Below are 26,958 nucleotides of genomic sequence, written 5' to 3'. Positions count from 1 at the left end.
GTTTGGTTCTTATCATAACGAAAACAAAAACGGATGTCAATTACTCACTGTCCGGCTGTGACATTCTTTCCATGCGCTCCATTTGTTCCAGAAACGCTCGACTTTTCAGCCGAAGATCGAGATGCTCATCCATGAAGCTGCGCAGCACGTGCTTCAACTGACTGCGCGTCGCTTGCTTCACTTCGATCTCCCCCAGACGCTCCAAATCAAATACCTGGAAAAGCCGCAGCAGCTTCCAGGTCGAGGGAGTCACCGCAATCGCAAAAGGGTCTGCGGGCAGACAAACAGGGCACAAGAGTCCGCCTTGCGATACGCTGATCGCATAAGGCTCCCTCTCTGCACCACAGTTTGCGCACGCGGATAATTGGGGCGAGATCCCTGCCACGATCAGCATCTTGGTCTCAAAGATACGGCAAAGAATCTCCGCATCGCGTCCTTCGTCCAAATGCCGAAACGTATGGAGCAGCAATTGAAACAGATACGGATTGGGCTCTCGCTCATGAGTCAATCGATCCAACAGCTCCGCTATGTACGCGGCATAAGCCGTCGCTTGGAGGCTTTGCCGCAAATCCCGGAACGATTCCATGATATCTCCTTGGGAAAGATCAGGCATACCGGTACCGGGTCCTGCTTTGCATAAATAGTACCCATGTGAAAACAACTGGGAGACGGCCGCCAGTCGGCTCTTGGTCTTTTTGGCCCCACGCGCCATCAAGCCCAATTTACCGTTCTCCCGGGTAAACAATGTCACCACCTTGCTGGACTCACCATAGTCCACGCTGCGGATGACAATTCCTTCCCACTTTACAAGCATGCCTGCGAGTCACCCAACTCTTCCTGGGCAAGATCAAAGGAAGCCTCTTCGTTCGCACCATCCGTTTGATGGTGATCCCGGTAGAGAAGGTAAGCATGGATGTCACCGGTTGAAGCGAAAACTCTCCAAGAAAAGTCACGAAGCATGGAGCATCATCCTTTCCTACATCGGGTCTATCCACTTCCTTCTTAGAATCACCTTTGCCCGTTTTTCTATCCCTTGGAAAAATTAACACGTATAAAGCTCGTCCTACTCTTCGTTGTAGAATCCAAAGTTGCGCAGCATCCGCTCCTGGTTGCGCCAATCTTTTTTGACTTTGATCCACAGCTCCAAAAAGACTTGATCCCCCATCAGACGCTCGATATCTTTACGGGCGCGGCGGCCGATTTCCTTGAGCATTTGGCCTTTTTCCCCGATCAAGATCCCCCGCTGCGAGTCCCGTTCCACATAAATAGCCGCGTAGATGTACAAGGTCTTGCCGTTTTCACCGCGCTTCATTTCCTCGATCACGACTGCGATGGAGTGCGGCACCTCTTCCCTCGTCAAATGCAGCACCTTTTCCCGGATCAGTTCAGCGGCGACAAAACGCTCCGGATGGTCCGTCACCTGATCAGCCGGGTAGAACATCGGCCCTTCTTCCATCTCGTTGAAGATCGCCTGAGTCAAGGCGCTGGTGTTATTGCCTTCGAGCGCAGAAATCGGGACGATCTGCTTGAAATCGTACAATTTGCGATAATCGTCGATGATCGGCAGCAGTGCCTCCGGGTGTACTTTGTCAATCTTGTTGATGACGAGGAAGACCGGCGTCTTCACTTGCTTCAGCCGCTCGATGATGTATTCGTCGCCTGCTCCCCGCTTTTCTGTCGCATCCACGACGAACAGGACGAGATCCACCTCGTTCAATGTATTTTCCGCAACGGTCACCATGAAGTTGCCCAATTTCGATTGCGGTTTATGAATCCCCGGAGTGTCGATGAAGATGATTTGTCCTTCCTCCGTCGTATGAACCGCCGTAATTTTGTTGCGGGTCGTTTGCGGCTTGTTGGACATGATGGCAATCTTGTGTCCGACGACATGGTTGAGCAGGGTTGATTTTCCTACGTTCGGCCGTCCGACAATCGAGACGAATCCGGACTTGAAAGCTTTTTTGGTCTTGCGGTTATCCACGTAAATCCTCCTTGTTAAATGCCCCTGGAATCAGGTCAGAGACTGTCGTTTCCCAAACATCGCCGTTCAGGTTGGTCAAATATACTGGCATGTCAGGCGGGCAAAGCTCGGCCATGACTTGTCGGCAAGCTCCGCATGGCGATACGGCCTTGGGTGTATCCGCAGCTACGGCCAGCGCCTTGTAGTTCTTATCCCCTTCGGAATACGCTTTGAACAATGCCGTGCGCTCTGCACAGTTGCACAGCGAGTAGGCGGCATTCTCGATATTTCCCCCGAGGTAGACCTTGCCATCTTCTGTCAGTAGGGCTGCTCCGACTTGAAATTTCGAATACGGCACATACGCCCGCTTCCGTGCTTCTATCGCTTGCTGCATCAAAGCTTGTTTATCCATTCTCATCATTCCTCATATCGGTATTCTCTAAAAGTGCTGCCCAACGTGATCCCAAAGGCAGAGACACCAAGAGACCAGACTTCTTTCTCTTCCAAAAGAAAGCATCTGGTCCTAGTAGATAGATCATGCCATATTTTCAAGAAAGAAACCACTCTGACATTTTTTGATACAGCGGTGGACCGAAAATCATGACTCCGATCACCACAGACACGAGAGCCGCTATCAGAACAGCCCCTGCGCTGGCATCCTTGGCTATTTTGGCTTTGCTGTGCCAATCCGGCGAAGCGAGGTCAACCGCCGCTTCTACCGCCGTGTTTACCAGCTCCAAGGCAATTACCAGCGCAATAGAAAAAAAGACCAGCAAAACATCGCTGCGTGGAATCTGCAGCCACCAAGCCGCCGCCAGTACGATCAAAGCAGCGGCGACGTGGATTTGCATGTTTCGCTGTGTCTTCACCGTATAGACAATTCCTTGAATCGCGTAGGATAAGCTGCGAACAAAGCGGTCCCACTCTTTCAATGCCATCTCCTACCTCGTCAAGCCGATTTGCTCCAGGACTGCTTCTTGACGGGAAAACATTTCCTTTTCCTCTTCCTCCGTGCCATGGTCATAGCCCAGCAAATGCAGGAAGCCATGCACGGCGAGAAAACCAAGCTCGCGATCCAGCGAATGCCCATAGTCTTCCGCCTGCTCCTTCGCTTTGGGGAGGGAGATGATGATGTCACCCAGCATATTCGGGAATTCCTCCAGGTCATCTTCATCGAGGAAGATTTCCATTTCGCCTTCACCCGGCTCGTTCATGGCGAAGGACAGTACATCGGTCGGACGATCTACGTCCCGGTAATCACGGTTCAGCTCGTGGATCCGTTCATTGCTGACAATCGTTACCACGACTTCCCCATCCACCTCTTCCCGCACTGCTGCAGCTTCGAGGCAGCGCGTAATCAGGTCTTGCAGATGCTCGCTGATCGGTTCCATATCTTCATGAAGAATTTCTACAGACAACACAAATGGTGATCTCCTTTAGTCAAGACGATTTATCGGTATTCGTGCAGGGCTTCCTCTTTGGCGTACGCCTGGATGATCTTTTGCACCAGGCTGTGACGGACGACGTCTCCTTCTTGGAAGTGGATAAAGGTCACATCTGAAATAGGGTTCAGGATACGCTCCGCTTCCCGCAAACCCGATTTCTTCCCTTTTGGCAAATCCACTTGAGTAACGTCTCCGGTAATTACCATTTTCGAGCCAAAGCCGAGACGAGTCAAAAACATTTTCATTTGCTCGGGAGTGGTGTTTTGTGCTTCATCCAAAATGACAAACGAGTCCTCTAATGTACGTCCGCGCATATAGGCTAGCGGAGCTACCTCGATCAGTCCACGCTCCATCATTTTGGCCACCTGTTCGTTGCCCAGCATGTCATACAGGGCATCGTAGAGAGGGCGCAAGTACGGGTCGACCTTCTCCTGCAAATCCCCAGGCAAAAATCCGAGACTTTCTCCTGCTTCTACAGCTGGTCTGGTCAGGACGATGCGCTTTACACGACCGTTTTTCAACGCATTCACCGCTGTGACAACAGCCAGATATGTCTTCCCTGTTCCAGCCGGTCCGATTCCAAATACGATGTCTTTCTTTTTGATCGCTGATAAATAGTGGCGCTGCCCGAGTGTCTTGGCGCGAATGGGTTTCCCGCGTTGGGTGCGGGCCACTTCCTCGTCGTACACATCCAGCAGCTGGGCTGCTTCTCCCTGATTGCTGAGCATCATCGCATACGAGATGTCACGCTCTGACAGCGTAATCCCTCTGCGGATCAGTTGCAGCAAAATGCCGATCAGCTCAGCAAGCTTATCCACTTCTGACTGATCGCCGCTAATCACGAGCTCTCCTTCTCGCGTCATGATTTTGGCAGAGCTTTTTTCTTCGATCAATGTTAAGTACGCGTCGTGTGGTCCGAACAACAGCAAGGCCTCAGATGCGTCTGCAAATGGGATTCTTACCTCATCGTGTAGGTGCAACAGGCTTCCATCTCCTTGCAACGGTAATCAGCAAACCGTCATGGCTTGCCAGTCTCAGCCGGTGGCTGTGGCACTCCCACGATCGGCTGTTCAACTGCAATGTCTTCAATGACGGAAAAATGAATGCTCAAGTAAACTTTACCATTCTCTGTTGATACGTGCAAAACTTTTTCATCCTTTATCTCCGCATCTTTCCCTGCTTTGCGAAGAATATCCTCTCTGGCAAAACGCTTGGCGATTTCAGTAGCCTCCTCCACACTCATTTGGTGCGTTACAGGCTCCGTTTCTTTGGTGTGAACGGTCTTCCAGCCGATCGGCGAGGTATACCCAGCGTACGAAGGCAAAAAGCGTGACTCGGTGTTTTCCGAATGGGCAAATGCAAGCTTGTTCAGCGGCCATACCTGGACGGCATAAGGACCGACCAGCAAGTACTGCTGATCCTGAATTTCCCCTGTCAAGCGATACAAGGTCTGATTGAGCGGGAGGGATGTCTCGGTTACGTACCAAACCTCGCCACGCACGGTACCACGCGCTGAAACAGCCTGCTGCCGCGTCTCGTTTCCGATAATGCCTGAGATCAGAACCTGACCTTTTTCAACCATCTGATTCACAGTTACCTGACTCTTACCGACCTGGGGCAGCACCTTGGAAATCACGGCCCGCTTCTTGGCTACCAAATGCCGCGGACTCGTAGGAAGAGGCTTTACCGGAGCGTCTTTCTCCACGACCTGTAATTTCACTTTCGTTCCCTGTATATCCACCCCGACCCATGTCGCCTCTGGCAACAGGCTCATCAGCTCTTTTTGCAGGGCCAGTGGCTCTTTTAGTTTGACCTTCCATACCCCTTCTTTAATCCCAATCTGCTCAGCCGCTTTCATGACCTTTTGCGGATCCATGTGCCTGGTGCCGCTCACCTCAACAGTCCATACAAAGGACGACAGCATGTACAATCCGAGAAAAAAAAGAGAAGCTCCAATCACAAGGCCTGCTCGCCTCCGTAACCGAATGAGCCAAAAAGGCAATCCTCCCCGGCCCTCCACATGGCTGCGACAGCCTGTCTCCCGAAGCAACGGGCGCAAGCGAAAATAATCGCGAATCAAAATATCGCAACGGGTCAACTCTTCTCCTACGCGGCGAATGTTCCAGATTCGGATGCCATCCCGAATGGCCATATTCAAAAAGCGCTCGAACCGCTTCCCCCGCACGGTGATGGTGACATGTCCGTCAACCCACTCTTTCAGTCCGTTTCGCATGTGTCTTCCCGCCCTCCATCCTATTACGAGCTCTGCGGCCCGGTTTCCAGAAATTTCACGCCGCCGATTCTGCCTTCCAGCAAAACCTCCTCTGGCAAGATCGCTCGGATGACAAGCTGCTCGCCGGATACGATCATCTGTCCATTCGTCAACAGCAAACGGAGCTCTTTTTCACTGAAATGCAGAACTCCGCGGTGATTTTCTATGTACATTTGCAAATGGCCGATCATCGTAATGCGCGGGACTTCCAGGACGACATCTTGCGGCAGCTCCAAAACCCCTCCCGCCAATTGGCGCAGACGGCGGCTCCAACGCTTCATGGATTAGCCCCCCTTCGTACTAGCGCTACTGCGCAGAATATGCTTCCACTAGTGAGCCAATTTATGGGTCTAATGGCCGTGCAAAACCGTTCTTACCTATGCGTATGCGGTGGACGCAACAGGCATTCATGAAAAGAAAAAAGCCCCTGCCGCTTCACATTGGAAGGTGGGCAAAGGCCTTGTCGGCTACTATTCTTCTGTAGGAGGTAGGGTTACGACTTCGTGGCGTGACAGTGCTTTCCACTTTTTCATGACACGCTTCACTTTTTCTGCAGAGCATCCGCATGCGATGGCCGTTTCGTAGATCGATTTCTTCTCCACGTAAACAAGCCGAATGACTTTTTGACGGAAACTTCCCATTTTTTCATACGCTTGTTGATTCATTTGCTTGTCCACTACCCCTTATCCAACGATTGGAAGAAATTTCTATACAATCAGAATAGTCAACCGCGAGAATGGACACAAGACAAGATGTTCGCGTAATTTCGACAAGCTCAAATTGCTTGGATCTGAAAAAAGACAGGGCCCCCTAGGAGGAGCACCTGTCTCGCCTTGTGTTATGCATTTCTTCTTGCTGCAGGGGAGCCATGCGGGACCTTGGCACGCGGTTCCCCGAAGATAATGGCCCACTTCATCCCTTCACGCGGATCGAGGTCAGGTACAGGCGCTTCGGCTCGCTCTGGAACCGGAGTCAGTGTTGGCTTTTGTTCCCTGACTGGGATGGAGCGATGATCAGGCTCTTCAAATGCCCATTCCTGCTCAACGCCCACACCCTCCATCGACTCGGATTCAACCGGCTCGTATTTGGAAGAGGCACGTACCACCTTGCGCTCTTCTTGCGGAGTCTGGCGCGGAAAGCCCCCGCTTTCCACGGGCGTCAACATACGGCGCGGCTTGCCTTGCGCCATCTTCCTGCCGCCTTTTCCAAAAAACTTGTACCCGATGAACGCCAGGATGAGAAACCAGAATTTGGCCAGCAGCGGAAATACCCAGCCCAAGAGGTCAAAGAAAAGATCAAGGAGATCATCCATGGCAATCGCCCTTATTCCTGTCCGCTTGGCGGCGTGTTCTTATTCTTGTCGCCCGGATTTCCGAAGGATTGACGCATCTGGGTGTCAGCCGCAATGTTTTGCATGTTGTAGTAGTCCATCACGCCCATTTTGCCGCTGGTCAATGCTTCTGCGAGTGCAAGCGGTACTTGAGCTTCCGCTTCCACGACTTTGGCTTTCATCTCTTGTACGCGGGCTTTCATCTCTTGCTCTTGAGCGACGGCCATCGCACGGCGTTCTTCCGCTTTTGCTTGGGCAATCCGTTTGTCCGCTTCCGCCTGGTCAGTCTGCAGCTGTGCACCGATGTTTTTGCCGACATCGACATCCGCGATGTCAATCGACAGGATTTCAAAGGCTGTACCGGCATCCAGCCCTTTATTCAAAACGGTTTTGGAAATCAGATCCGGGTTCTCGAGCACGTCTTTGTGGCTGTTGGATGAACCGATTGTAGAGACGATCCCTTCGCCGACACGCGCGATGACGGTTTCTTCGCCCGCACCCCCGACCAAACGGTCAATGTTGGCACGTACGGTGACTTTTGCCTTGGTACGCAATTCAATCCCGTCTTTGGCCATCGCCGCAACGATTGGCGTTTCAATTACTTTTGGATTTACACTCATTTGCACCGCTTCCAGCACATCGCGGCCTGCCAAGTCGATGGCAGCCGCACGCTCAAATCCGAGTGGAATATCGGCACGCTGGGCAGCTACCAGAGCATCTACCACCCGGTCTACGTTACCGCCTGCCAGGTAATGGCTCTCCAGCTGATTCGTATCCAGTTCCAGACCCGCTTTACGCGCCTTGATCAACGGATTCACGATGCGGGAAGGAATGACGCGGCGCAGTCTCATGGCCACCAAGGTGATGATCCCGATATGCACACCCGACGCGAGTGCGGAAATCCACAGCATGACGGGTACAAACGAGAAGAAAATCGAAAGGACAACGATGGCTACTGCCACCATGAAAATGAGAGGTATCAATCCGCCTTCTAACATGTAACGATCACTCCTTTTATTCTTGTTCCTGTACGACGACGCGCGTGCCTTCCACTTGGATCACCACAACAGGCGTCCCCGCTGAAATGAAGCCACCTATGCTGACGGCGTCCACACGCTTTCCATCTACCTTTACCATACCAGATGGGCGCAGCGGTGTGAGGGCGATTCCTTCTTTTTGCAAAAGTTCGCGCTGGTCCCTCGGAGCGACATAGCCTTCTTCGTTTCGTTGGGTGTCTCCTAAAATAAACTTGTTAAACAACCCTTTCACCCCAAATCGTTTCACTAGTAGAACCGTGACGATCACCGTAATCAGTACGGCAATCCCCAGAGAAGCAAGCCCTTGCTGCGTATCGTAAGCAGCCATGACCAGTCCAGTGACGATGCTGATGAACCCGAGTGCCCCGACAATCCCGCCCGGTAGAAATATCTCCATGATCATCAAGAAAATCCCAATGACAAACAGAGCGATATGCAACCAGTTGGCAAATCCGGCGACAAAGTGCCCGAAGAAGTACAGTCCAAAAGATACCAATGAAATCGTACCCGCGACGCCAAAACCAGGTGCGAACAGCTCGACGACGATTCCAACCAAGCCGATCACGAGCAAGACGCTCATCACGACAGGGCTGGTCACCCATCTTGCCACCCTCTCTCCCGCTGTCGGGTCGATGCTCTGAATCGCATCTGCTCCTACACCCAACTGACTGAGCAGTTCCTGCTTATTCGCAACCACTCGATCCGCATAGCCGACGTTTTTTGCAGTCTGGGCATCCAGAGAAAGCACCGTACCCTTTGGCTTCAGCCCGGGAAACTCGGTATCGATCTCCACCATAGCCCTCGCTACGTCCTCGTTGCGATGATTCAGCTTTGCCGCGCTCTGCATCTGCTTTGACCACGCAGAGATGATTTTTACGTCAGCGGCGTTGCCTGCCATATCGATGGGTGTCGCTGCACCCATGCTGCTGCCCGGAGTCATCACGATTTCATTCGCGTTCAGCGCGATGTAAGTCCCTGCCGAAAACGCCTGATTGTCTATATAAGCGACGACATGCATCGGAGCTTGACGGATGAGCTGTCCAATCTCTCCAGCGGCATTCACTTCTCCCCCTGGAGTGTCGATATCCAGAATGACAAGGTCAGCCTGCTGCTGCTCTGCTTCCTCAAAAGCCCGTTTCAAAAAGCTCTCCAGTCCTCGCTCGATCGTATTGTCAACCGGGATCCAGAATGCTTTTTGGTAGGTTGCTGCGGATGCCAGCTGTCCTGAAACGAACATCGCAAGCCCTGCAAGCAAACTGAAAAAATAGAGCATGATCCGAAAGCGCCGTATCGATGGCCGTGCTGTATTCATCGCCTATCCCCCCTCTCTACCTAACAGCTTCCACGAATGGCTAGTATGGTATACGAAGCACATTGGGAATCGTTTCAATTTTTTTCGAAAACAAGAAAAAACCCAGCCAACGAATCGGCTGGGTTTTTCTGTTCGTATCTATATGAGGTGTTACTCGTCTACGTTGGTAGTTCCTCAGATACAATCTTCTGCACGAGGTTTCCGTCTGCTCTGCCTTTCACTTTCGGCATGATTGCACCCATTACTTTGCCCATCTCTTTTTTCGAGGAGGCATTTGTGGCTGCTATCGCTTCCCGAACGATATCACGAACTTCTTGTTCGCTTAGCTGAGCGGGTAAGTAAGCGGCGAGCACGTCAATCTCTTCGCGCGCTTTCGAGGCAAGGTCCACGCGGCCTGCCTTTTCAAATTCGTGGAGGGATTCACGGCGTTGTTTTAACTCACGAGTCAAGATGGTCAGCACTTCGTCGTCAGACAAAGGCCTGCCTTTGTTAATCTCTTCGTTCTTTAACGCGGCTTTCACCATGCGAATAACAGAGAGTTTCAGAGCAGCTCTGTCCTTCATTGCTTGCTTCATATCTTGATCGAGTCGCTCCATTACACTCATGATGGGCCCTCCGTCAATTAAAACTTACGTTTGCGTGCTGCTTCGGATTTCTTCTTGCGCTTAATGCTTGGCTTCTCAAAGTGGCGACGTTTACGCAGTTCCGCCATCACCCCGGATTTTGCGCTCTCACGCTTGAAGCGGCGAAGTGCGCTATCCAAAGACTCGTTTTTCTTGACTCGAATTTCTGCCATTTGTCTTCCCTCCCTCCGCTAAAACCGTGGGACGCCTGAATCGAACGTACGAACAGACTGTCACACTTCATTATAGGATAGTTGACTATTGAAGGTCAACCTTTAGTTCATTTTTCTTCCTGAAAGCCTGCGAGGAAATGATAATGAATGTGGAAGACCTCTTGTCCGCCTTCCTTTCCGCAGTTGTTGATCAGGCGAAAGCCTTTCACTCCCAGCTGATTCGCTAGCTTTTGAGCAACCACGTGTATATGGCCGATCAGAGGCAGGTCCTCGGCCTGCACATCCATCAGCGTAGCGATCGGCTTGCGAGGAATAATCAACAGGTGTACGGGTGCTTTCGGAGCGATGTCGTGAATCACGATGACCTGTTCGTCTTCGTATTCTACACGCGCAGGGATCTCCCCGTCCATGATTCTCGTAAAAATGCTTTTTTCCATCCCAAATCACCTTTCCGTTCATAGAAGTGATAGTCAACTAGCTTATTATGTATGAGAAGATAGTACCATGATAGCGGAGAGTCCAAACGAAAAGCAATCTCTACGGGCAGCAATTTACCCTTGCGGCGGCATGGTGCGCGTGATAGCATGACTTCGAGGTTTGGACTCATTTCAATACAAAGGAGCTCGTGGACATGAAACCAATCGCATTGGAACATGCGGCCATAAAAGCGGAAGGGCTGATGCGCGCAGGGGATCCCGGATTGCAGATTACAGCCGTTCACTTCGACACTCGCCAGTTGGCAGAAGGATCGCTGTTTATCGCATTGACCGGCGTAGCCCGGGACGGCCATGATTTTCTCCTCCAAGCGGCAGAGCAAGGCGCCGTTGCAGCGGTTATTTCAGATGAACATAAAGTTCCGCAGGGCTTGCCACAAGGATTCGGGCTGATTCTGGTCAATGACACCGTACGGGCCTTTCAAAAGCTGGCCGCCGGCTATCGGAGGGAGCAATCCATTCCGCACATCGCTGTCACAGGAAGCATCGGCAAAACGACCGTAAAGGATATCATTGCACACGTACTGGAGAGCCATTTTCCCGTATATAAAACGTACAAAAACTTGAATAATCACTTGGGTGTGCCCTATTCTCTCCTGCAAATCGAGGAGCAGCACAAAGCTGCCGTACTGGAGCTGGGAATGAACCACGCCGGGGAAATTGATTTGATCGCTTCCCTCGCGAAGCCCGAGATCAGCGTCATCACCTACATAGGGGATTCTCACATGGAGTACTTCGGTTCCAGGGAAAAAATTGCACTCGCAAAAGCGGAGCTGCTTCCGCATACCTCCCCCGATGGACTCGTGCTCTTGAACGGAGACTCAGAGTACTTGCGCATGATCGCCCATCTCTATCCGGGCAAGGTAGCCTATTATTCGGTGGAGGGTCCTGCTGATATTTGGGCAGAGGAAATCCGCTCGGATGAAGACGGCATGCATTTTACCGTATGCTTTGCTACCGGGGAACGCTTTGCCGCTTTCCTGCCATTGTACGGAGTGCACAGCGTCCTCAATGCCCTGCCGGCGATAGCCATCGCAAAGCGGCACGGCATGTCTGATACTCAGATCGCAGATGCGCTCGCGACCGTCAAGCTCTCAGCGATGCGCTTTGAACAGGTGAACTCCACTCACGGCGCTCTTTACATCAGTGATGCTTATAACGCGAGCCCGACTTCCATGGAAGCCGCGATCGGCACATTTGCGGACCTGTTCCCTGCGCGTCAAAAGGTGCTGGTGCTAGCTGATATGTTTGAACTGGGACCAGACAGCGACCAGATGCACGCTCAGGTAGGGGCATACGCCGATGCCCTGCGCGACCGTTTTTCCATGCTCGTGACAGTCGGTGAGAGCTCCCGTCATATCAGCGACGCATACACGGGCAACAAGCTGCACGTTGCCACCAAGGAAGAGGCGGTTGCCGCACTCCTGCCCCTGCGCGACGCGAATCACGCCTTTTTGTTCAAAGCATCGCGAGGCATGGAGCTTTGGACCGTGATCACGGATTTGGAGCGACAGCCGTAACGAATCTCCCATCAAGTCGAAAAGAAGACGCCACTCCTGCGATCATGCGGGGAAGTGGCGTCTTTTTATTCCTCCCATAGGCGGTTCACTTCCATGAGCGAATCTCCTTCGAAAGTAAGCTTGTAGAGGTCAGGCTTGGTCGTTTTTTTCCAGAATTCAAAATCATAGCGGTCATCGAAATGATTCATGATGATGGTCAAGATATTTCCATGGGTCCCGATCGCTACCTTCTTCCCGGGGTAGGCAGCCAAAACGTCCTTTACCGCGGCAACTCCCCGGATGCAAGCATCCCGATTGGACTCGCCACCGGGATAGGAATAGGCCGGGTCGGCAAAGGCCTTCTCAACCGCCTGTTCAAAATTTTCGAAGGGGTGGTCATGCGAAGCGAGATCGCGCTCTCGAAAACGCGGTTCAATGGCAATGTCCTTCTCCAGCTTCCGAGCGGCTATTTCAACGGTCTGAATCGCCCTCCTGTAAGAGCTGGATACAAAGACATCTATCTGCTCAGCCTCTAACAGGGTTGCGATCCGTTTCGCGTCCCTCCATCCTTTTTCCGAAAGCTCCCTCGTCTCTTCTTCGTTCAAGGTGAATGGAGATTCCGCGTGGCGTACCATGTAGATGTGGGTTTTCATGCGTTTCCCTCCCTGAATCAGATTGTCCTTATTTTTCCATAACTCTCAGATACTCGTCTAGCTTTTCTGGAGAAAAAACCGAGTAGTGGATGGAGGACCAATCAGCTGCATAAAACGATTTTCCGTCTTTTGACCAGCCGATGAGGCGGAGATTCTCTCGGAAGCTCATGTAGGGACTATACTTGCTTTCCCCAACATCACCGAATGGGAAAATATGGCGCCTTTCATCTTTGTTAAGTCGGATCATCATGTATACGTCGTGCGCATTGCCTGATGCGGCTAACACTTGCTCTGAAACAAACTGGTGTCCTGTCGGTGACCATACGATCCTATCCAGATAGTTCTCCATGATCACCTGCGCCTGTTTTTGCAGCGTCACCTTTTTCCCCGTCTGCAAATCCAGCAGATACTCCTCGTTTCCCGCTCGGACATATTTGTATTTCATATCCGTGGAATACGAAGGAAAGGCATTCAGCTTGTGCGTGTACTTCAAACCAGTCGGAAGATCCAGCTCCTTGTACGCATCCTGGGTCCGATAAAAGACCTTTTTCGAGGTAGGGAGCCAGTAAAATGCATCGGGTCCTCTATAGGCGGGCTTCTCCCATGCAATGCGGTCGTTGATCTTCATCTTGCCCGAGGGCAAGTGCTGCAGGTACAGATGGGTCGCCTGGCTTTTGTCCGCGCTTTTTTCATCCCTGCGGAAAAACGCCATGTACTGCTCGTCGGGGGAAACGGCGAATTCAAGTACAGGATACTGCGGGACTGCCTCTACCAGCACCGTCTTCTTTCCATCTGCGGGATTGATACGGACGACTCCCCCTTTTTCCAGAACGTAAAGAATGTCTTGGCTGGAAGACCATTTGGCAAACCCGCTCAGCTGCGTGAGCTTCTTGGTCTGCAGATTGTACACATACGGCACGGTGGGGTCATTCTTTCCATAACCGATGCGTTCCGTATACACATAACGCCCCGAAGGTGAGATGGCGCCTCTGTGCATGTACGGCATTTGCGCCACAGCTTTCTTGGCTGTTCCATCCGCCGAAATCTGATAGATGACAGAGGGCTGCTCAGATACCTGCCCGGACTGCGCGGCCGAGGAGTCAGCTATCCCGAGAAAGACGAACGCAAGGATGGAAGATAGCAGCAATCGTTTCATGTAGGCACGCTCCTGTTTGTAAAAAATGGATCTTATGTAAGACGGAAAAGAGAACGGTCTTGTTACAGGCTCGGTGTCCAAACAAGAAGAAAATCTCGGTCGTGGCCCGTTCCAGTCATTTTGATAAGAAAAAAAGGATGCCAGTCTTCGGCATCCTTTGGTCCATTGTCATTTGGTTTCACTGAGCGATGAGCTTTATTCCAGCTCTTCGGCATCCACAATATTGCGCTGTTTGTCGGCATGCCGCTCGATGCCCAATTGTACGAGTCTGTCGATGAGCTCACTGTAGCTGATCCCAGCCGCCTGAAACAGCATGGGATACATGCTGAACGGAGTAAAGCCCGGCATCGTATTGACTTCGTTGATGTACAGCTTGTCGTTCTCTTCATCCCAGAAGAAATCGACGCGGGACAGACCAGAACCGTCCAGCGCCTGAAAAGCCTTCTTAGCGATATCGGCAATCTGCTGGGAGACATGGTCAGGCACCATGGCAGGAATCGCCAGCTCCGTGCCCGCTCCTTTGTACTTGGCTTCGTAATCGTAGAACTCTTTGGCGGCAATGATTTCCCCGACCACCGACGTGATCAGCTCTTCATTTCCAAGCACACCGATTTCCAACTCGCGCGCACTCACAAATTCTTCGACGATGAGTCGACGGTCAAATTTTGCGGCAACATCCAGTGCCGACGCCAATTCTTCTCGGTTTTTCGCTTTATTTACCCCTACGCTGGAACCCATATTGGCAGGCTTCACAAAGCAAGGGTAACCGAGCTCTTCCTCGATTCTATCCATGCTGGCTTCCCGATTGCTTTCCCATTGGGAGCGCAGCAGACCCACGTATTTTACTTGTGGCAATCCTGTTTGGGCAAAAACTGTTTTCATCATCCATTTGTCCATACCGACAGCGGAAGCCATGACACCTGCTCCGACATACGGCAAATTCGCCAATTCCAGCATGCCTTGGATGGTACCGTCTTCTCCGTTCGGTCCGTGAACGACCGGAAAGATCACATCCACTTGCTGACCGATAGAAAATAGGGAAGCTGGCTTGGAGGTAGGAACCAGTTGCTGTCCTGCCACTTCGTTGCTGCTTTCGTCCGGATGCCCTGCTGTCAGGCGTAAGGCGTCGATTCGTTCCGGCAATTGTCCAGCGATCGCGTCCCCTTTCACCCAAGAGCCGTCGAGCTGTACGTAGATCGGGGTCACTTCGTATCTATTTGCGTCCACCGCCTTCAGAATGGACAAGGCCGTGCGCAAAGAAACCTCATGCTCCGAGGATTTCCCACCGTAAATAATACCCAGACGAATCTTCTCGTTTCCCATCTTCCTTACTCCTTTCCCCTCTGCTGCTGCAGAGAGCCTACCCAGTATCTTTCTCTCCTATGCTATGCAAAAGCCCAGCATCTGCTCTTTTACCGGGCCGAGCCCATCACCCAGCATACACAAACCATTGGCTAATTTCAAGGGATTCACCCATGGACATCGTCCGTCATATCATAGCAAATAAACTTCCTGTCATGGAGCTATTTTCTTGGAGGGGTGTCCATGAGAGACTATCTCGTCTATTGTACGTACTGCTCTTCTTATACGTTGCTGCACAGCTTTGACAAAGACAGCGGATCGTTTTTAGGGGAGTACTCCCTCTTGCACAACGATTACACCCGAAACGATGTCGTTTTGAACAGATTTCTTCTCTCCCACCTCGGTCACACCATTCGTTCGATTCCCTCTCAGACAGAAGACTACCGCACGATCATCTGCAATGCCTCCCACTTTTTAGAGAACGACATCGACAAGTACGTGGAAGAAAGTCAGGCACGACTGAAGTTCAGCGAGCGTGACAGGAAGAGCGAACGCGAAATCGGACAGGTGCAGCTCTATTTGATCGAGCATTTGCTCTCCCACGAGCTTGAAATGATGACGCAGGCGCGAGCTTCTACCCCCGCAGAAGGACAAGTCTTGCTGGGCAAGGAGCTCGGGCTCAAGCAGTCTTTGGAGCTGGTGCGGCGCGTCAGAAGCGACAAACAGTTCGCCTGAGCGGATCAACGAAAAAGAACCCCCGCATGCTGTGACGGGGGTTCTTCCCTGTTCTTTTGGCTATCTGATACTGTTATTTGCGGTCACGCACTTCGAAGATGGCAAATTTCAAGTAATGGGCTTCGTCTGCTCCCGTGATTTGCGGATGGTCTTTGCCGGCTCCCCGCCATTCGATCAGGCGCAGGATCTTTTTCGCATCCACAGCTGCCTCTTGGATCGTGTCGAGGAACAGCTCCGGTGACATATGGTACGAGCAGGAGGCCGTCACCAGGAAGCCACCCGGGCGAACCAGCTTCAAACCGTGCAAGTTGATGTCCTTGTACCCGCGGATTGCACCCTTTACAGCTCCGCGCGACTTCGCAAATGCGGGAGGATCGAGAATGACGACATCCCAGCTTCGGCCTGCTTCTACATTTTCGCGTAAGTAATCAAACGCATTGGCCACCACAAAATCGACGCGGTGCAAAAACCCGTTCAAGGTGATGTTTCGCTTTGCCGTTTCAATGGCATGCTCGGAAATATCCAAGGCGGTCACCTTTTTTGCACCATGCTTGCAAGCATTTAGTGTGAACGAGCCTGTATGGGTAAAGCATTCCAATACCTCGGCGCCGTCCCAGAACGGATTCTTGATGACTTTCCCCCGCTTGTCGACCGGGACCACCATCTGCTCCCCATCCACATCGACTGGTTTCAGAGAAATACCGTGTTTCTCTCCCCAGCCTTTCATCAACGGAGCGATTGAAGCGCGGTTTTCACGCTGATCGTAGAAAAACCCGGTCTTTTGTCCTTCGACGATGTCCACGTAGTACTTGAGACCGTTTTCTTCGATCAGGATCTCTCGCGGGCATTCTCCGTACAGCACACCCTGGCCTTGCTCCAGCCCTTCCAACTTTCTCACCGGCACGTCGTTGCGCAGATAAATGCCCGCAGGCGAAAAGACTTCCACCAGCGCATCACGAATCCAGTCGATGCGTTGCTCGATGCCAAGGGAGAGCACCTGCACGACCAGCACATCGTTATAACGGTCGACGATCAATCCAGGCAAAAAGTCCGCTTCTCCGTAGACGACCCTGCACGCAAGCGGGTTGTCCACAAAGCGGGTGCGAAATTCAGCCGCCTCCCGGATTTTGCGCAGGAAAAAGTCATAGTCGATCGCTTCATTCGGATCGAAGCTCAAAATGCGGACAATCATCTGAGAGGCAGGATTGATGTAGCCTTTCGCGAGGAAATGTCCTTTGTGGTTGGTGACTTCCACGATTTCTCCGGGTACTACTTCACCCTGAATCTCCAGTACTTCCGACTGAAAAATCCACGGATGACCGGATTCCAGCCGTTTTTTTCGATGCTGATTCAATAATACTCTCGCCACAGTTATAGGGCCTCCTTGTCATGCTCGTCTCGGTACAGGCATAGCGTATAAGTATCTTGCAGAAATTTCCGTGTTAAGGGATTTCGCATGTATGTCTAGGGAAGGAGGATTTTGCTTTGTGATCGTGTCCATCCTCGCCCCGTTCACGTTTGGGCTCAGTTTTTTTCTGTTCGGTATGTATGCCATGCGAACCGGCTTTCAAAATTTGGCCGGCAAAAAAATGGAGCAGTGGATGGGAAAGTTTACCCGTACACCGATCCACAGCTTTTGGATAGGACTGTTATCGACCTTTGTCCTCCAGAGCTCCAGTGCCGTTACCGTGCTCACCATCGGACTGACCAATGCGGGCATCATCCAGTTTTCGCAGACTGTCGGCATCATTCTCGGCACCAATCTGGGTACGACCGTCACGACGGAGCTCATCGCACTCAAGCTGGAATCGTTCGCCATTCCCATGCTGCTCATCGGGGTAGCACTCTGGCTCATGCCGCGCCGAGCTGTTCGATGCACAGGCCTCGTGGTCGCAGGCTTCGGACTCATCTTCCTCGGAATCGACACCTTGAAGCTGATGGCGGCTCCCCTCGAGCAATCCGAAACATTCCGCTCCCTTTTTCTCGAAAGTCGGCATTCGATCGGGGTGGGACTTCTGACCGGGATCATTTTCACCGGATTGATTCACAGCGGATCCGCCACTACCGTCATTACCATGGGACTTCTTGCCCACAACGTCCTGTCGATGGAGACAGCACTCGCCATTGTTCTCGGGGCCAATATCGGCACTTGCTTTACCGCAGTGATTGCCAGCATCGGCACCAATACCGCCTCCAAACAGGTCGCGTGGTGCCATACGTTGTTTAACGTTGCCGGTGCTCTCGCCTTTTTGCCTTTTCTTCCACAGCTTGCCCTGGTCAGTGCTTTTTTAACGGAGAATCCTTCGATGCAGATCGCCCATTCCCAAACCATTTTCAATCTGGTCTGCTCGCTGGTCGCTCTGCCGTTCACCAGTCACATCGCACGCTTCATTCAATGGCTGATTCCGGACAAGCGAAACCCGTCCAAGCGCGTGTGATCGGGTACTTAAAATGAGAAAGGGATCAGATAGATCGAGGTGATGACTCCCGCTACGATCATCGCCACGCTGGAAGCCGCCGTCTGTACCGGTGAGATCCGATTCAAGCTGGCAGTACCGATGGCATGTGCGCTGGTACCTACCGCAATGCCGATCGCCCAATCGTCCTGTATTCTGCCCCATTTCAATACGGGTCGCGTGATGAGGACGCCAATCATCCCAGTCAATGCCGTAAAGAACGCGGTCAATGCAGGAACGCCACCTACAGAGCGGGAGAGCTCCAAAGCGATGGGGGTGGTTACGGATTTGCTCAGCATGCTTTTGAGCAGCAGCTCATCCGTGCCCAGGCACCAATGGATGACGTAGACCGTCACGATCGCAACCGCACATCCGACTGCCACTCCAAGCAGGACACCTTTCCATATGTGAGCAAACTCTCTGATTTGCTTTGCCAAAGGGACAGCAAGGGCGACAGTGGCAGGACCGAGCCAGAAGGAAATCCACTGCCCTCCAGCCGCAAACGAATCCCAGTCGCCGCTGACGAGCCACCAAATGAGCCAGACGAGCAGGGTGGCCACGATCAAAGGCTGCAGCCTGGGAAAGCGGGAGTTAATCGAGGTTGCGCCTTTGTATCCGGCAATCGTCACAAGAATCGCAAACAGCTGACTAAGCATCGAGCGCCCTCCCTTCCCGGCTCACGGAAGGATCTGCCTTTTGCTTGCTGCGATTCAAATACCACTGGACGACCCGGCCGCTAACCAGCATGACGACGAGCGGGCCTACCACCAGGGCTGCGAGTATGGACCACGGGTCTTTCGCAATCCAATTCATATACGAGGCTACCCCCACAATGATGGGTACAAAAAACAGCATCATGTGACGGATCAGAAAAGCGCTCGCCTGCTCCACCCAGTCCATGCGAATCCAGCCCATGCATAAGCACAGTGTGAGCAGAAGCATGCCCAGCAAGTTTCCTGGCATCGGTATGTGCAGCCACTTGCTCGCCAGTGTTCCAACCCCGTAAAAGGCGAGCAAGATCAAAATACCCTGGACGATCTTCATACCTGCTACCCCCTCTCCCCCGACTATCCCATTCTTCTTTGTCTATTTCATTTTAGGATTGCACATCTTCTGTATGTGAAAAAAGCCCGGCCTCTTCATGGCCAGGCTTTTCTTTGCTCCTAGTATCCGTTGCCTGTCGCTTTAGCGCCTGTCACAATCGAGATGCCCGAGCTGGTTCCAATACGGGTAGCGCCGGCTTCGATCATCGCTTGCGCAGCTTCACCATCGCGAACGCCGCCGGAGGCTTTTACACCGATGTCAGGTCCGACCGCTTTGCGCATCAAAGCGATGTCTTCAACCGTCGCTCCTCCTGGTCCGAAGCCCGTGGAGGTTTTCACGTAGTCCGCTCCTGCCTCGACGCAGAGCTTGCAAGCTGTTTCTTTCTCTTCATCAGTCAACAAGCCTGTTTCCAGGATGACCTTGACCAGAACATCACCCGCTGCCTGCTTCACTGCCGCCACATCCTGCTTGACTGCTTCCAGATCGCCGGATTTCAGTGCTCCCACATTCAGGACCATATCTACTTCAGTCGCACCGTTTGCGATCGCATCGCGTGTTTCTGCAGCTTTTACCTCTGGAGTGTTCGCTCCGAGCGGGAAGCCGATTACGGTGCAGACTTTCACATCCGTCCCTGCCAGCAAAGACGCAGAGCGCTTTACCCAGTAAGGATTGACGCAAACGGAAGCAAAATCATGCTCCTTTGCTTCTGCACACAGCTTGTCGATCATCGCTGCTGTCGTTTCCGGTTTCAGTAAGGTATGGTCGATATATTTGTTGATATTCACGGGTTACACTACACCTCTATCCCTAATTGTTGGAAAGCCAGGAGGAAAACCTTGTCATTATTCCGATAGCCGCGAGCCTGCTGGAGCTCCCACGCTTCCTTTGCCGGATGCCAGTGAACGTCATTGATTTCTTCCAGCTGCACCGTGATCTCGGTGTTGTACGCCTCAACCAGATAGTAGTGGACTTCTTTGTCGACGGCTTCTCCTGTCACTGGGTGGTGATAAACATAGGTGATCATGTCCAGCTTGCCACCCAAGCGTCCTGCGACGCCTGTTTCCTCCAGCACTTCTCGCAGGGCTGTTTCTTCAATGGTCTCGCCGATTTCTTGCTTCCCTTTTGCCAGCGTTACCTTGCCATAGCGGTCTTCGATCAAGAGAAGCATGTATTCCCCGTCTTGCTCGCGGTAAACGACGCCTCCTGCCGATATCTCCTTCATATGGCACGCTCCTTCAAGAGAGGGAGCTGATCGTTTTCTAGCACGCGTACAAATGTCCCTTTGCAATATTCAGAGCCTGGTTCGTCCAAGCGAACTTTGCAAATTTTCCCGATCATGCTCTCGTCGCCTGGGAAAACGACGTTGAGGTAGTTGTCGGAGTAACCCATCAAAAGACCACTCTCAGGAGCTTCCTTGTAAGGGCGCTCAGGAATGACTTCCAGGACGTCCCCCACGAACTTCGAAGAGTATTCGAGGGTCAGCTGTTGATTGAGCTCGAGCAGCTTGGTGACGCGCTCATGCTTCTCCTCTTCCGGAATCTGATCTGTCATGCGAGCTGCCGGTGTACCGGTACGCATGGAATATGGGAATACATGCAGCTCAGCAAAGCCGATCTTTTTGATGAACTCGTAGCCGTTCATAAACTGCTCTTCGGTTTCTCCTGGGAAGCCGACGATGACATCTGTCGTGATCGCTGCGCCTGGAAGGGCTTCGCGCACTTTCACCATCTTTTCGTAGAATTCAGCCGTTGTATATTTGCGGCGCATGCGTTTCAGCACTTCATCATCGCCCGCTTGCAGAGGGACGTGCAGATGACGAACGACACGGTCCGAATTGTTGATGACTTCGATCACTTCGTCCGTAATCTGACTCGCTTCGATCGAGCTGATCCGGATGCGCTTCAAACCTTCTACCTGGTGCAGATCCACCAAGAGCTTGGCGAGGTTGTAATCTTCCAGGTCCTCCCCGTAGCCTCCAGTGTGAATCCCTGTCAAAACAATCTCCAGATAGCCTGCTTCCACGAGCTTTTTCGCCTGCTCAACCACGCTCTCCGGCTTGCGTGAGCGCATCAGCCCGCGAGCCCACGGAATAATGCAAAACGTACAGAAGTTGTTGCAGCCCTCTTGAATTTTCAGAGATGCACGTGTACGGTCGGTGAAGTTCGGAACATCCAGCTCCTCAAACTCGCGGGCTTTCATGATGTTTCCTACGGCATTGATCGGTTGACGCTCCACCTTGATCTGGTTCACGTATTCGATCAGATTTTCGCGCCCTTGTGTCCCTACGACGATGTCAACCCCAGGAATTTGGGCGATTTCACTCGGGGAGGTTTGCGCATAGCAGCCGGTTACCGCAACAATCGCTTCGGGATTGCGGCGAATCGCCCGGCGAATCACCTGACGGCTCTTTTTATCACCTGTATTGGTAACGGTACATGTGTTAATGACATAAACGTCGGCGTCGTCCTGTTCAAAATCGACGCGTTCGTAGCCTTCGTTTTTAAACAGCTGCCAGATCGCCTCTGTTTCATAGCTGTTTACTTTACAACCCAATGTATGAAAAGCAACGGTAGACATTGCGATTCCTCCTTTCTTCCTTCTAAAGCTTAGCGTAGCCGTTCAAACTGATAGGAAGCGCAGGCCAGCACGTATTGACTAGCCGTTTCTGTACGCAGGATACGCGGCCCAAGTGATACGGGTAAAAATCCTTTCTCCTCCGCCAGGGCGACCTCATCCGGGGAAAAGCCCCCTTCAGGTCCAATCAAAACGAGCAGAGAATCATCCGGATTCATTTCCGTCAATGTCTGATGCATGGTTGTGCCGCCCTCTTTTTCATAGGCGATCGCACAGTGCGTGTACTGCTTTCCTGCTTCCAACGCCTCTCGGAATGAAACGGGTGCGAGCAGCTGCGGGAGCACATCACGATGAGACTGCTCTGCAGCTTCCTTGACAATCTTGCGCCAGCGCTCCAGCTTTTTCGCCTCTTTTTTGGCATCGAGCTTGACGATGGTGCGTTCAGAGGAAAACGGGAAAAAAGAGTACGCCCCGAGTTCCGTCCCCTTTTGCAAGATCCACTCCATCTTCTCGCCTTTTGGGAGCCCTTGACCGATCGTTACGCGAATCGGCAATTCCCGCTGCTCACATAAAAGCTCCAGAACGCTCGCTCTCACTTCTTTTGCAGACAGCGAGACAAGCTTGGCCACTGCCGACCTGCCTGCTCCGTCAGAAACGAAGATTTCTTCGCCTTCTCTTGCCCGCATCACGTTTACGATATGGTGGACGTCGTCTCCGACAATCGTTACCTCATGGTCAGTAAAGTGATCTGGCTCGACAAAATATCGTTGCATCTCGCCAACCTCACTATTCTATCTTTTTTTTGATACAATTGCTACCCAATCGTCAATCATAATCGTTTCCACTACGACCAGTCCAGAGTCGGCCAGCGCCTTCTTCACATCGGCCTCGCGCGCCTGGATAATACCCGATGCGATGAATACGCCCTCGGGCCTCAGTACACGGTACACATCATCCGTGAAACGCACGATTACCTCTGCCAAAATGTTGGCGACGACTACGTCAACCGGCTCTTCCACGCCATCCAGCAGGTTGTTTTGGCGAACCGTGATTTTTTCGTCAACGCCATTCAGCTCTGTATTGGCTTGCGCTGAACGAACGGCTACCTCGTCCAAATCCATGGCAAGCACATGCTCTGCACCCAGCTTGGCAGCCGCAATGCTCAAAATCGCAGTGCCTGTCCCTACGTCATACAGACGATCTCCTTGGTCCACGTACTTCTCCACTGCACGCAGGCACAAAATGGTGGTCGGATGAGTCCCAGTGCCAAATGCCATGCCAGGGTCCATCTCGATGATGATTTCATCCGCGCGTCTAGGCTCGTACTCTTCCCATACAGGCTTGATCGTCATTCGATCGGTCACGTGTACGGGCTTGTAGTACTTTTTCCAGGCGTGGGCCCATTCGTCTTCATGAACATCATTTACGGCGATGTTCGCTTTACCAATGTCCAAACCGTACTCCGTCAACTGAGCCAGCTGTTCCTTCAATTCTTCCACCACATCAAACAGCTCACTGCTGTCAACCGGCAAGTATGCTTTGACGAATACGCCCTCGGCCGGAAAATCATCCGGTGAAAGCTGGTAGATCTCACCAAACGGTGTATCCCACTCGCGATATAGCACCTCTGGGTCCTCGATGACGACACCGTTTGCGCCCATTTCATACAGAATGCTGGAAACCGCCTCCGTAGCTTCCGCTGTCGTATGGATACTGATTTCTGACCATTTCATGAATCTACCACTCCCCACGTATGCTCCCTAGTAAACAAGGCTGTAAGTAACCTTCGTAAAAAGCGGACAAGCCGCGGCAGTTATTCGCCGCGGAATGCCCGTTTCATTTTTTCAAAAAAGCCTTCATCTTCGCCGCCATGCTGTCCCGGCTTTTCACCCGACAGTTCGGCCAGCTCTCGCAAAAGCTCTTTTTGCTTATCGCTCAGCTTGGTCGGAGTAATCACGCGCACTTTCACGTGCTGATCGCCGCGTCCATTGCCTCGCAGGTGCGGGACACCTTTCCCCCGAAGCCTGAAGAACGTCTCAGTCTGCGTTCCGGATGGGATCTTCAGCTTCACACGACCGTCCACTGTCGGCACTTCGATCTCGTCACCAAGCGCGGCTTGGGCATAGGTGAGAGGAACTTCACAGTAGATATCATTTCCTTCGCGTTCGAAAAACTCGTGACTTTTGACGCGCAATACGACGTACAAATCGCCGGGAGGCCCGCCGTTTACACCCGGTTCCCCTTCACCTGTCACGCGCAGCTGCGCACCGTCATCCACTCCCGCTGGAATGTTGAGATGAATCTTGCGGCGCACTTTGACGCGACCGCTACCGCGGCAGGACGAGCATTTTTCTTTGAAGACTTTCCCTTTTCCTTCGCAAGTCGTACAAACGCGTCGGTTGACGATGCGGCCAAATGGCGTGTTTGCAGCCACTTCCTGCTGTCCTGTGCCGCTGCAAGTTTTACAAGTCTCGACACCCGTACCCGGTTTTGCCCCGGAGCCATGGCAAGTGTCGCACTCCGCTTCCTTGGGAATTTCCACATCGGTCTCTTTCCCGAAGACTGTTTCTGTAAATTCAATGCTGAGACCAAACTGCAGGTCAGAGCCTTTGCGCGGCGCGTTCGGATTCGCACGTCGCCCGCCACCGCCGAAAAACATATCAAAAATATCGCCGAAGCCGCCCATTCCAGAGGCGTCAAAACCACCGCCGCCAAAGCCTTGGTTAGGATCCTGATGTCCGAAACGGTCGTACTGAGCTCGTTTTTGCGGCTCAGACAGGACATCGTACGCTTCCTTCACTTCCTTGAACTTCTCTTCCGCATCTGCGGCTTTATTTACATCCGGATGGTACTGACGCGCCAGCTTGCGGTACGCTTTTTTGATTTCATCAGCGTCCGCGCCCTTGCCGACCCCCAGCACCTCATAGTAGTCGCGTTTCATCTCCTAAATCACTCCCATGACAGTCAACTGTTATCATAGCATGTGACAGACTTGAAAAAAAGTCAAAGTCAGCATTCCGTGACTTTGACTTTCTTGGGCCAACGTGATTACTTTTTATCGTCTACCACTTCATAGTCTGCGTCTACCACATTGTCTTTCTTCGGTTCCGCACTGCCTTCTGCTCCACCTTGGGCTGCCCCCGCCGCTTGGGCTGCTTGCTCATACAGCTTCACAGAGATTTGCTGAACGATCTCGGACAATTCGTCTTTTGCAGACTTGATCTCGTCGATGCTGCCACCTTCAAGCGCTTTTTTCACTTTGTCTTTCGCAGCGTTCGCACGGTCGATCTCCGCCTGGTCTACTTTGCCTTCTACCTCTTTCAAGGTTTTCTCGGTTGTAAACACGAGCTGGTCAGCTTCGTTGCGGATTTCCACTTGCTCTTTGCGCTGTTTGTCCGCTTCTGCATTCAGCTCAGCTTCTTTCACCATGCGATCGATTTCTTCATCGGAAAGTCCGGAGCTCGCTGTGATGGTGATGCGTTGCTCTTTGCCTGTACCCAGATCTTTCGCACGAACGTTCACGATACCGTTCGCATCGATGTCGAAGGATACTTCGATTTGCGGTACGCCTCGTGGAGCTGGCGGAATGTCATTCAGATTGAAGCGACCCAGTGTTTTGTTGTCCGCTGCCATTTGACGCTCACCTTGCAGCACGTGAATTTCCACGCCTGGCTGGTTGTCGGCTGCAGTAGAGAACACTTGGGATTTGCTTGTTGGGATCGTTGTATTGCGATCGATCAGCTTGGTGAATACGCCGCCCAATGTCTCGATGCCCAGAGAGAGAGGAGTTACGTCGAGCAGTACGACGTCTTTCACATCGCCAGTCAGTACGCCTGCTTGCACAGCAGCACCAAGCGCTACGACTTCGTCTGGGTTTACGCCTTTGTGCGGTTCTTTGCCAGTGAATTTTTTGATCGCTTCTTGAACAGCCGGGATTCGAGTGGAACCACCGACGAGGATTACTTTATCGATTTCGTTTGGAGTGAGCCCTGCGTCATTCAGCGCTTGACGAGTAGGTCCCATGGTGCGCTCTACGAGATTGGAAGACAGCTCTTCGAATTTCGCGCGAGTCAAGTTCATCTCCAAGTGTTTTGGACCGGTTGCATCTGCTGTGATGAAAGGCAGCGAGATGGTCGTGGTCAGTACGCCGGACAGGTCCTTTTTCGCTTTTTCCGCAGCGTCTTTCAAACGTTGTTGAGCCATGCGGTCTTTGGACAGGTCGATGCCGTGTTCTTTTTTGAACTCGCTCACCAGGTAATCCATGACTACTTGGTCGAAGTCGTCCCCACCCAGCTTGTTGTCACCGGAGGTCGCTTTTACTTCAAAGAAGCCTTCGGAGAGTTCCAGGATGGACACGTCGAACGTACCGCCGCCAAGGTCGAATACCAGAACGGTTTGATCTTCCGACTTTTCCATGCCGTATGCGAGAGCTGCCGCTGTTGGTTCATTGACGATGCGCAGAACTTCCAGACCTGCGATTTTACCAGCGTCTTTGGTTGCCTGACGTTGGCTGTCGTTGAAGTATGCAGGTACCGTAATAACTGCCTGCGTCACAGATTCACCCAGATACGCTTCTGCATCGGATTTCAGCTTTTGCAGGATCATCGCAGAGATCTGTTGAGGGGTATACTCATTGCCTTCGAGGGTTTCTTTATGAGAAGTACCCATGTGGCGCTTGATGGAAATTACGGTATTGTCAGGGTTCGTGATCGCTTGGCGTTTTGCTGCTTCCCCTACGATTTTCTCTCCATTTTTAAATGCAACAACGGATGGAGTGGTGCGGTTTCCTTCCGGGTTGGCGATTACGACTGGCTCTCCGCCTTCCATTACTGCCACACAAGAGTTGGTGGTTCCAAGGTCAATACCAATTACGCGACTCATACAATATGTCCT

The 26,958-nt window shown here is 52.2% G+C and carries 32 protein-coding genes; 3 read left to right on the top strand and 29 right to left on the bottom strand.

The window, feature by feature from the left end; translation table 11 throughout:
• Positions 1-40: 40 nt before the first annotated feature.
• The 16 genes from recO to JNE38_RS10790 form a co-directional block, all read right to left on the bottom strand.
• Complete coding sequence (gene recO / locus JNE38_RS10865) at positions 41-814, bottom strand: DNA repair protein RecO (protein WP_203356565.1); 774 nt, start codon at positions 812-814, stop codon at positions 41-43.
• A complete protein-coding gene (locus JNE38_RS10860) occupies positions 805-960 on the bottom strand; it encodes a YqzL family protein (protein WP_203356564.1) in 156 nt (51 codons plus the stop codon). Before JNE38_RS10860 ends, recO begins: the two co-directional genes overlap by 10 nt.
• Before the next feature lie 103 nt (positions 961-1,063).
• Entirely contained in the window at positions 1,064-1,981 is a 918-nt protein-coding gene (era, locus tag JNE38_RS10855; protein WP_203356563.1) for a GTPase Era, read from the bottom strand.
• Positions 1,974-2,372: a cytidine deaminase gene (locus JNE38_RS10850; RefSeq protein WP_203356562.1), complete on the bottom strand. Its 399-nt coding sequence runs from the start codon at positions 2,370-2,372 to the stop codon at positions 1,974-1,976. The genes era and JNE38_RS10850 overlap by 8 nt, the downstream gene beginning before the upstream one ends.
• Before the next feature lie 136 nt (positions 2,373-2,508).
• On the bottom strand, positions 2,509-2,892 hold the full coding sequence (locus JNE38_RS10845) for a diacylglycerol kinase family protein (RefSeq protein ID WP_203357507.1): 384 nt from the start codon (positions 2,890-2,892) through the stop codon (positions 2,509-2,511).
• A 9-nt stretch (positions 2,893-2,901) separates the two neighbouring features.
• Positions 2,902-3,351: an rRNA maturation RNase YbeY gene (ybeY, locus tag JNE38_RS10840; protein WP_238933716.1), complete on the bottom strand. Its 450-nt coding sequence runs from the start codon at positions 3,349-3,351 to the stop codon at positions 2,902-2,904.
• Positions 3,352-3,410: 59 nt separating this feature from the next.
• Positions 3,411-4,385 (bottom strand): PhoH family protein, encoded by a 975-nt coding sequence (locus JNE38_RS10835; RefSeq protein WP_203356560.1) that lies wholly within the window; start codon positions 4,383-4,385, stop codon positions 3,411-3,413.
• Positions 4,386-4,423: 38 nt separating this feature from the next.
• Entirely contained in the window at positions 4,424-5,638 is a 1,215-nt protein-coding gene (yqfD, locus tag JNE38_RS10830) for a sporulation protein YqfD (RefSeq protein ID WP_203356559.1), read from the bottom strand.
• A gap of 23 nt (positions 5,639-5,661) precedes the next feature.
• Complete coding sequence (gene yqfC / locus JNE38_RS10825; RefSeq protein ID WP_203356558.1) at positions 5,662-5,958, bottom strand: sporulation protein YqfC; 297 nt, start codon at positions 5,956-5,958, stop codon at positions 5,662-5,664.
• Between the two features lie 189 nt (positions 5,959-6,147).
• The gene (locus tag JNE38_RS10820; RefSeq protein WP_203356557.1) at positions 6,148-6,342 is read right to left on the bottom strand and encodes a sigma-70 family RNA polymerase sigma factor; all 195 of its coding nucleotides are present in this window, start codon (positions 6,340-6,342) and stop codon (positions 6,148-6,150) included.
• Positions 6,343-6,515: 173 nt separating this feature from the next.
• A complete protein-coding gene (locus JNE38_RS10815; protein WP_203356556.1) occupies positions 6,516-6,989 on the bottom strand; it encodes a hypothetical protein in 474 nt (157 codons plus the stop codon).
• Between the two features lie 11 nt (positions 6,990-7,000).
• Entirely contained in the window at positions 7,001-8,005 is a 1,005-nt protein-coding gene (floA, locus tag JNE38_RS10810) for a flotillin-like protein FloA (RefSeq protein WP_203356555.1), read from the bottom strand.
• A 16-nt stretch (positions 8,006-8,021) separates the two neighbouring features.
• A complete protein-coding gene (locus JNE38_RS10805) occupies positions 8,022-9,281 on the bottom strand; it encodes an NfeD family protein (protein WP_428993720.1) in 1,260 nt (419 codons plus the stop codon).
• 233 nt (positions 9,282-9,514) lie between these two features.
• Positions 9,515-9,961, bottom strand: a complete 447-nt coding sequence (locus JNE38_RS10800; protein WP_203356553.1) for a GatB/YqeY domain-containing protein — start codon at positions 9,959-9,961, stop codon at positions 9,515-9,517.
• Between the two features lie 17 nt (positions 9,962-9,978).
• A complete protein-coding gene (rpsU, locus tag JNE38_RS10795) occupies positions 9,979-10,152 on the bottom strand; it encodes a 30S ribosomal protein S21 (protein WP_007727630.1) in 174 nt (57 codons plus the stop codon).
• A gap of 107 nt (positions 10,153-10,259) precedes the next feature.
• Positions 10,260-10,589, bottom strand: a complete 330-nt coding sequence (locus JNE38_RS10790) for a histidine triad nucleotide-binding protein (protein WP_203356552.1) — start codon at positions 10,587-10,589, stop codon at positions 10,260-10,262.
• A 194-nt stretch (positions 10,590-10,783) separates the two neighbouring features.
• On the opposite strand from JNE38_RS10790, the gene JNE38_RS10785 reads away from it, so the two are divergent.
• Positions 10,784-12,166 (top strand): UDP-N-acetylmuramoyl-tripeptide--D-alanyl-D-alanine ligase, encoded by a 1,383-nt coding sequence (locus JNE38_RS10785; protein ID WP_203356551.1) that lies wholly within the window; start codon positions 10,784-10,786, stop codon positions 12,164-12,166.
• Between the two features lie 65 nt (positions 12,167-12,231).
• Here the strand turns inward: JNE38_RS10785 and JNE38_RS10780 are convergent, their stop codons facing one another.
• The 3 genes from JNE38_RS10780 to JNE38_RS10770 form a co-directional block, all read right to left on the bottom strand.
• Positions 12,232-12,798 (bottom strand): histidine phosphatase family protein, encoded by a 567-nt coding sequence (locus tag JNE38_RS10780; protein ID WP_203356550.1) that lies wholly within the window; start codon positions 12,796-12,798, stop codon positions 12,232-12,234.
• A gap of 28 nt (positions 12,799-12,826) precedes the next feature.
• Positions 12,827-13,954 (bottom strand): TolB-like translocation protein, encoded by a 1,128-nt coding sequence (locus JNE38_RS10775; protein ID WP_203356549.1) that lies wholly within the window; start codon positions 13,952-13,954, stop codon positions 12,827-12,829.
• Positions 13,955-14,149: 195 nt separating this feature from the next.
• Entirely contained in the window at positions 14,150-15,277 is a 1,128-nt protein-coding gene (locus JNE38_RS10770; RefSeq protein WP_203356548.1) for a D-alanine--D-alanine ligase, read from the bottom strand.
• Positions 15,278-15,499: 222 nt separating this feature from the next.
• On the opposite strand from JNE38_RS10770, the gene JNE38_RS10765 reads away from it, so the two are divergent.
• A complete protein-coding gene (locus JNE38_RS10765) occupies positions 15,500-15,991 on the top strand; it encodes a hypothetical protein (protein WP_203356547.1) in 492 nt (163 codons plus the stop codon).
• 73 nt (positions 15,992-16,064) lie between these two features.
• On the opposite strand, the gene JNE38_RS10760 is transcribed toward JNE38_RS10765, so the two are convergent.
• The gene (locus tag JNE38_RS10760; RefSeq protein WP_203356546.1) at positions 16,065-17,360 is read right to left on the bottom strand and encodes a class I SAM-dependent rRNA methyltransferase; all 1,296 of its coding nucleotides are present in this window, start codon (positions 17,358-17,360) and stop codon (positions 16,065-16,067) included.
• Between the two features lie 118 nt (positions 17,361-17,478).
• Between JNE38_RS10760 and JNE38_RS10755 the strand changes: the two genes are divergently transcribed.
• Positions 17,479-18,429 (top strand): Na/Pi cotransporter family protein, encoded by a 951-nt coding sequence (locus JNE38_RS10755; protein ID WP_203356545.1) that lies wholly within the window; start codon positions 17,479-17,481, stop codon positions 18,427-18,429.
• An 8-nt stretch (positions 18,430-18,437) separates the two neighbouring features.
• Here the strand turns inward: JNE38_RS10755 and JNE38_RS10750 are convergent, their stop codons facing one another.
• The 9 genes from JNE38_RS10750 to dnaK form a co-directional block, all read right to left on the bottom strand.
• The gene (locus JNE38_RS10750; RefSeq protein WP_203356544.1) at positions 18,438-19,103 is read right to left on the bottom strand and encodes an LrgB family protein; all 666 of its coding nucleotides are present in this window, start codon (positions 19,101-19,103) and stop codon (positions 18,438-18,440) included.
• Positions 19,096-19,491 carry a CidA/LrgA family protein gene (locus JNE38_RS10745; RefSeq protein ID WP_203356543.1) on the bottom strand — a complete coding sequence of 132 codons (396 nt, stop codon included), beginning with the start codon at positions 19,489-19,491 and terminating at the stop codon, positions 19,096-19,098. The genes JNE38_RS10750 and JNE38_RS10745 overlap by 8 nt, the downstream gene beginning before the upstream one ends.
• Before the next feature lie 119 nt (positions 19,492-19,610).
• Positions 19,611-20,276, bottom strand: a complete 666-nt coding sequence (gene deoC / locus JNE38_RS10740; RefSeq protein ID WP_203356542.1) for a deoxyribose-phosphate aldolase — start codon at positions 20,274-20,276, stop codon at positions 19,611-19,613.
• Between the two features lie 8 nt (positions 20,277-20,284).
• Complete coding sequence (locus tag JNE38_RS10735; RefSeq protein WP_203356541.1) at positions 20,285-20,713, bottom strand: NUDIX hydrolase; 429 nt, start codon at positions 20,711-20,713, stop codon at positions 20,285-20,287.
• A complete protein-coding gene (gene mtaB, locus JNE38_RS10730; protein WP_203356540.1) occupies positions 20,710-22,068 on the bottom strand; it encodes a tRNA (N(6)-L-threonylcarbamoyladenosine(37)-C(2))-methylthiotransferase MtaB in 1,359 nt (452 codons plus the stop codon). Before mtaB ends, JNE38_RS10735 begins: the two co-directional genes overlap by 4 nt.
• A 29-nt stretch (positions 22,069-22,097) precedes the next feature.
• Positions 22,098-22,838: a 16S rRNA (uracil(1498)-N(3))-methyltransferase gene (locus JNE38_RS10725; protein WP_203356539.1), complete on the bottom strand. Its 741-nt coding sequence runs from the start codon at positions 22,836-22,838 to the stop codon at positions 22,098-22,100.
• An 18-nt stretch (positions 22,839-22,856) separates the two neighbouring features.
• Positions 22,857-23,798 (bottom strand): 50S ribosomal protein L11 methyltransferase, encoded by a 942-nt coding sequence (prmA, locus tag JNE38_RS10720; RefSeq protein ID WP_203356538.1) that lies wholly within the window; start codon positions 23,796-23,798, stop codon positions 22,857-22,859.
• 80 nt (positions 23,799-23,878) lie between these two features.
• Complete coding sequence (dnaJ, locus tag JNE38_RS10715; RefSeq protein ID WP_203356537.1) at positions 23,879-25,006, bottom strand: molecular chaperone DnaJ; 1,128 nt, start codon at positions 25,004-25,006, stop codon at positions 23,879-23,881.
• 107 nt (positions 25,007-25,113) lie between these two features.
• On the bottom strand, positions 25,114-26,946 hold the full coding sequence (gene dnaK, locus JNE38_RS10710; RefSeq protein ID WP_203356536.1) for a molecular chaperone DnaK: 1,833 nt from the start codon (positions 26,944-26,946) through the stop codon (positions 25,114-25,116).
• Positions 26,947-26,958: the final 12 nt, after the last annotated feature.

The sequence above is a fragment of the Brevibacillus choshinensis genome, from assembly GCF_016811915.1.
In the GTDB taxonomy this organism is placed as follows: domain Bacteria; phylum Bacillota; class Bacilli; order Brevibacillales; family Brevibacillaceae; genus Brevibacillus; species Brevibacillus choshinensis_A.
The sequence above is the reverse complement of the archived record's forward strand: the minus strand, read 5'-3'. Positions and strand labels throughout refer to the sequence as shown.

Excerpts from the sequence above, each read along its gene's own strand:
- floA (WP_203356555.1), bottom strand. The coding sequence starts at position 8,005 with ATGTTAGAAGGCGGATTGATACCTCTCATTTTCATGGTGGCAGTAGCC.
- JNE38_RS10765 (WP_203356547.1), top strand. The coding sequence starts at position 15,500 with ATGAGAGACTATCTCGTCTATTGTACGTACTGCTCTTCTTATACGTTG.
- prmA (WP_203356538.1), bottom strand. The coding sequence starts at position 23,798 with ATGAAATGGTCAGAAATCAGTATCCATACGACAGCGGAAGCTACGGAG.
- JNE38_RS10820 (WP_203356557.1), bottom strand. The coding sequence starts at position 6,342 with ATGAATCAACAAGCGTATGAAAAAATGGGAAGTTTCCGTCAAAAAGTC.
- yqfD (WP_203356559.1), bottom strand. The coding sequence starts at position 5,638 with ATGCGAAACGGACTGAAAGAGTGGGTTGACGGACATGTCACCATCACC.
- JNE38_RS10815 (WP_203356556.1), bottom strand. The coding sequence starts at position 6,989 with ATGGATGATCTCCTTGATCTTTTCTTTGACCTCTTGGGCTGGGTATTT.
- JNE38_RS10785 (WP_203356551.1), top strand. The coding sequence starts at position 10,784 with ATGAAACCAATCGCATTGGAACATGCGGCCATAAAAGCGGAAGGGCTG.
- mtaB (WP_203356540.1), bottom strand. The coding sequence starts at position 22,068 with ATGTCTACCGTTGCTTTTCATACATTGGGTTGTAAAGTAAACAGCTAT.
- JNE38_RS10745 (WP_203356543.1), bottom strand. The coding sequence starts at position 19,491 with ATGAAGATCGTCCAGGGTATTTTGATCTTGCTCGCCTTTTACGGGGTT.
- dnaJ (WP_203356537.1), bottom strand. The coding sequence starts at position 25,006 with ATGAAACGCGACTACTATGAGGTGCTGGGGGTCGGCAAGGGCGCGGAC.
- rpsU (WP_007727630.1), bottom strand. The coding sequence starts at position 10,152 with ATGGCAGAAATTCGAGTCAAGAAAAACGAGTCTTTGGATAGCGCACTT.
- JNE38_RS10735 (WP_203356541.1), bottom strand. The coding sequence starts at position 20,713 with ATGAAGGAGATATCGGCAGGAGGCGTCGTTTACCGCGAGCAAGACGGG.
- JNE38_RS10790 (WP_203356552.1), bottom strand. The coding sequence starts at position 10,589 with ATGGAAAAAAGCATTTTTACGAGAATCATGGACGGGGAGATCCCTGCG.
- JNE38_RS10800 (WP_203356553.1), bottom strand. The coding sequence starts at position 9,961 with ATGAGTGTAATGGAGCGACTCGATCAAGATATGAAGCAAGCAATGAAG.
- JNE38_RS10860 (WP_203356564.1), bottom strand. The coding sequence starts at position 960 with ATGCTTCGTGACTTTTCTTGGAGAGTTTTCGCTTCAACCGGTGACATC.
- JNE38_RS10780 (WP_203356550.1), bottom strand. The coding sequence starts at position 12,798 with ATGAAAACCCACATCTACATGGTACGCCACGCGGAATCTCCATTCACC.
- JNE38_RS10850 (WP_203356562.1), bottom strand. The coding sequence starts at position 2,372 with ATGGATAAACAAGCTTTGATGCAGCAAGCGATAGAAGCACGGAAGCGG.
- JNE38_RS10725 (WP_203356539.1), bottom strand. The coding sequence starts at position 22,838 with ATGCAACGATATTTTGTCGAGCCAGATCACTTTACTGACCATGAGGTA.
- yqfC (WP_203356558.1), bottom strand. The coding sequence starts at position 5,958 with ATGAAGCGTTGGAGCCGCCGTCTGCGCCAATTGGCGGGAGGGGTTTTG.
- recO (WP_203356565.1), bottom strand. The coding sequence starts at position 814 with ATGCTTGTAAAGTGGGAAGGAATTGTCATCCGCAGCGTGGACTATGGT.
- JNE38_RS10775 (WP_203356549.1), bottom strand. The coding sequence starts at position 13,954 with ATGAAACGATTGCTGCTATCTTCCATCCTTGCGTTCGTCTTTCTCGGG.
- dnaK (WP_203356536.1), bottom strand. The coding sequence starts at position 26,946 with ATGAGTCGCGTAATTGGTATTGACCTTGGAACCACCAACTCTTGTGTG.
- JNE38_RS10750 (WP_203356544.1), bottom strand. The coding sequence starts at position 19,103 with ATGCTTAGTCAGCTGTTTGCGATTCTTGTGACGATTGCCGGATACAAA.
- ybeY (WP_238933716.1), bottom strand. The coding sequence starts at position 3,351 with ATGGAACCGATCAGCGAGCATCTGCAAGACCTGATTACGCGCTGCCTC.
- JNE38_RS10770 (WP_203356548.1), bottom strand. The coding sequence starts at position 15,277 with ATGGGAAACGAGAAGATTCGTCTGGGTATTATTTACGGTGGGAAATCC.
- JNE38_RS10805 (WP_428993720.1), bottom strand. The coding sequence starts at position 9,281 with ATGTTCGTTTCAGGACAGCTGGCATCCGCAGCAACCTACCAAAAAGCA.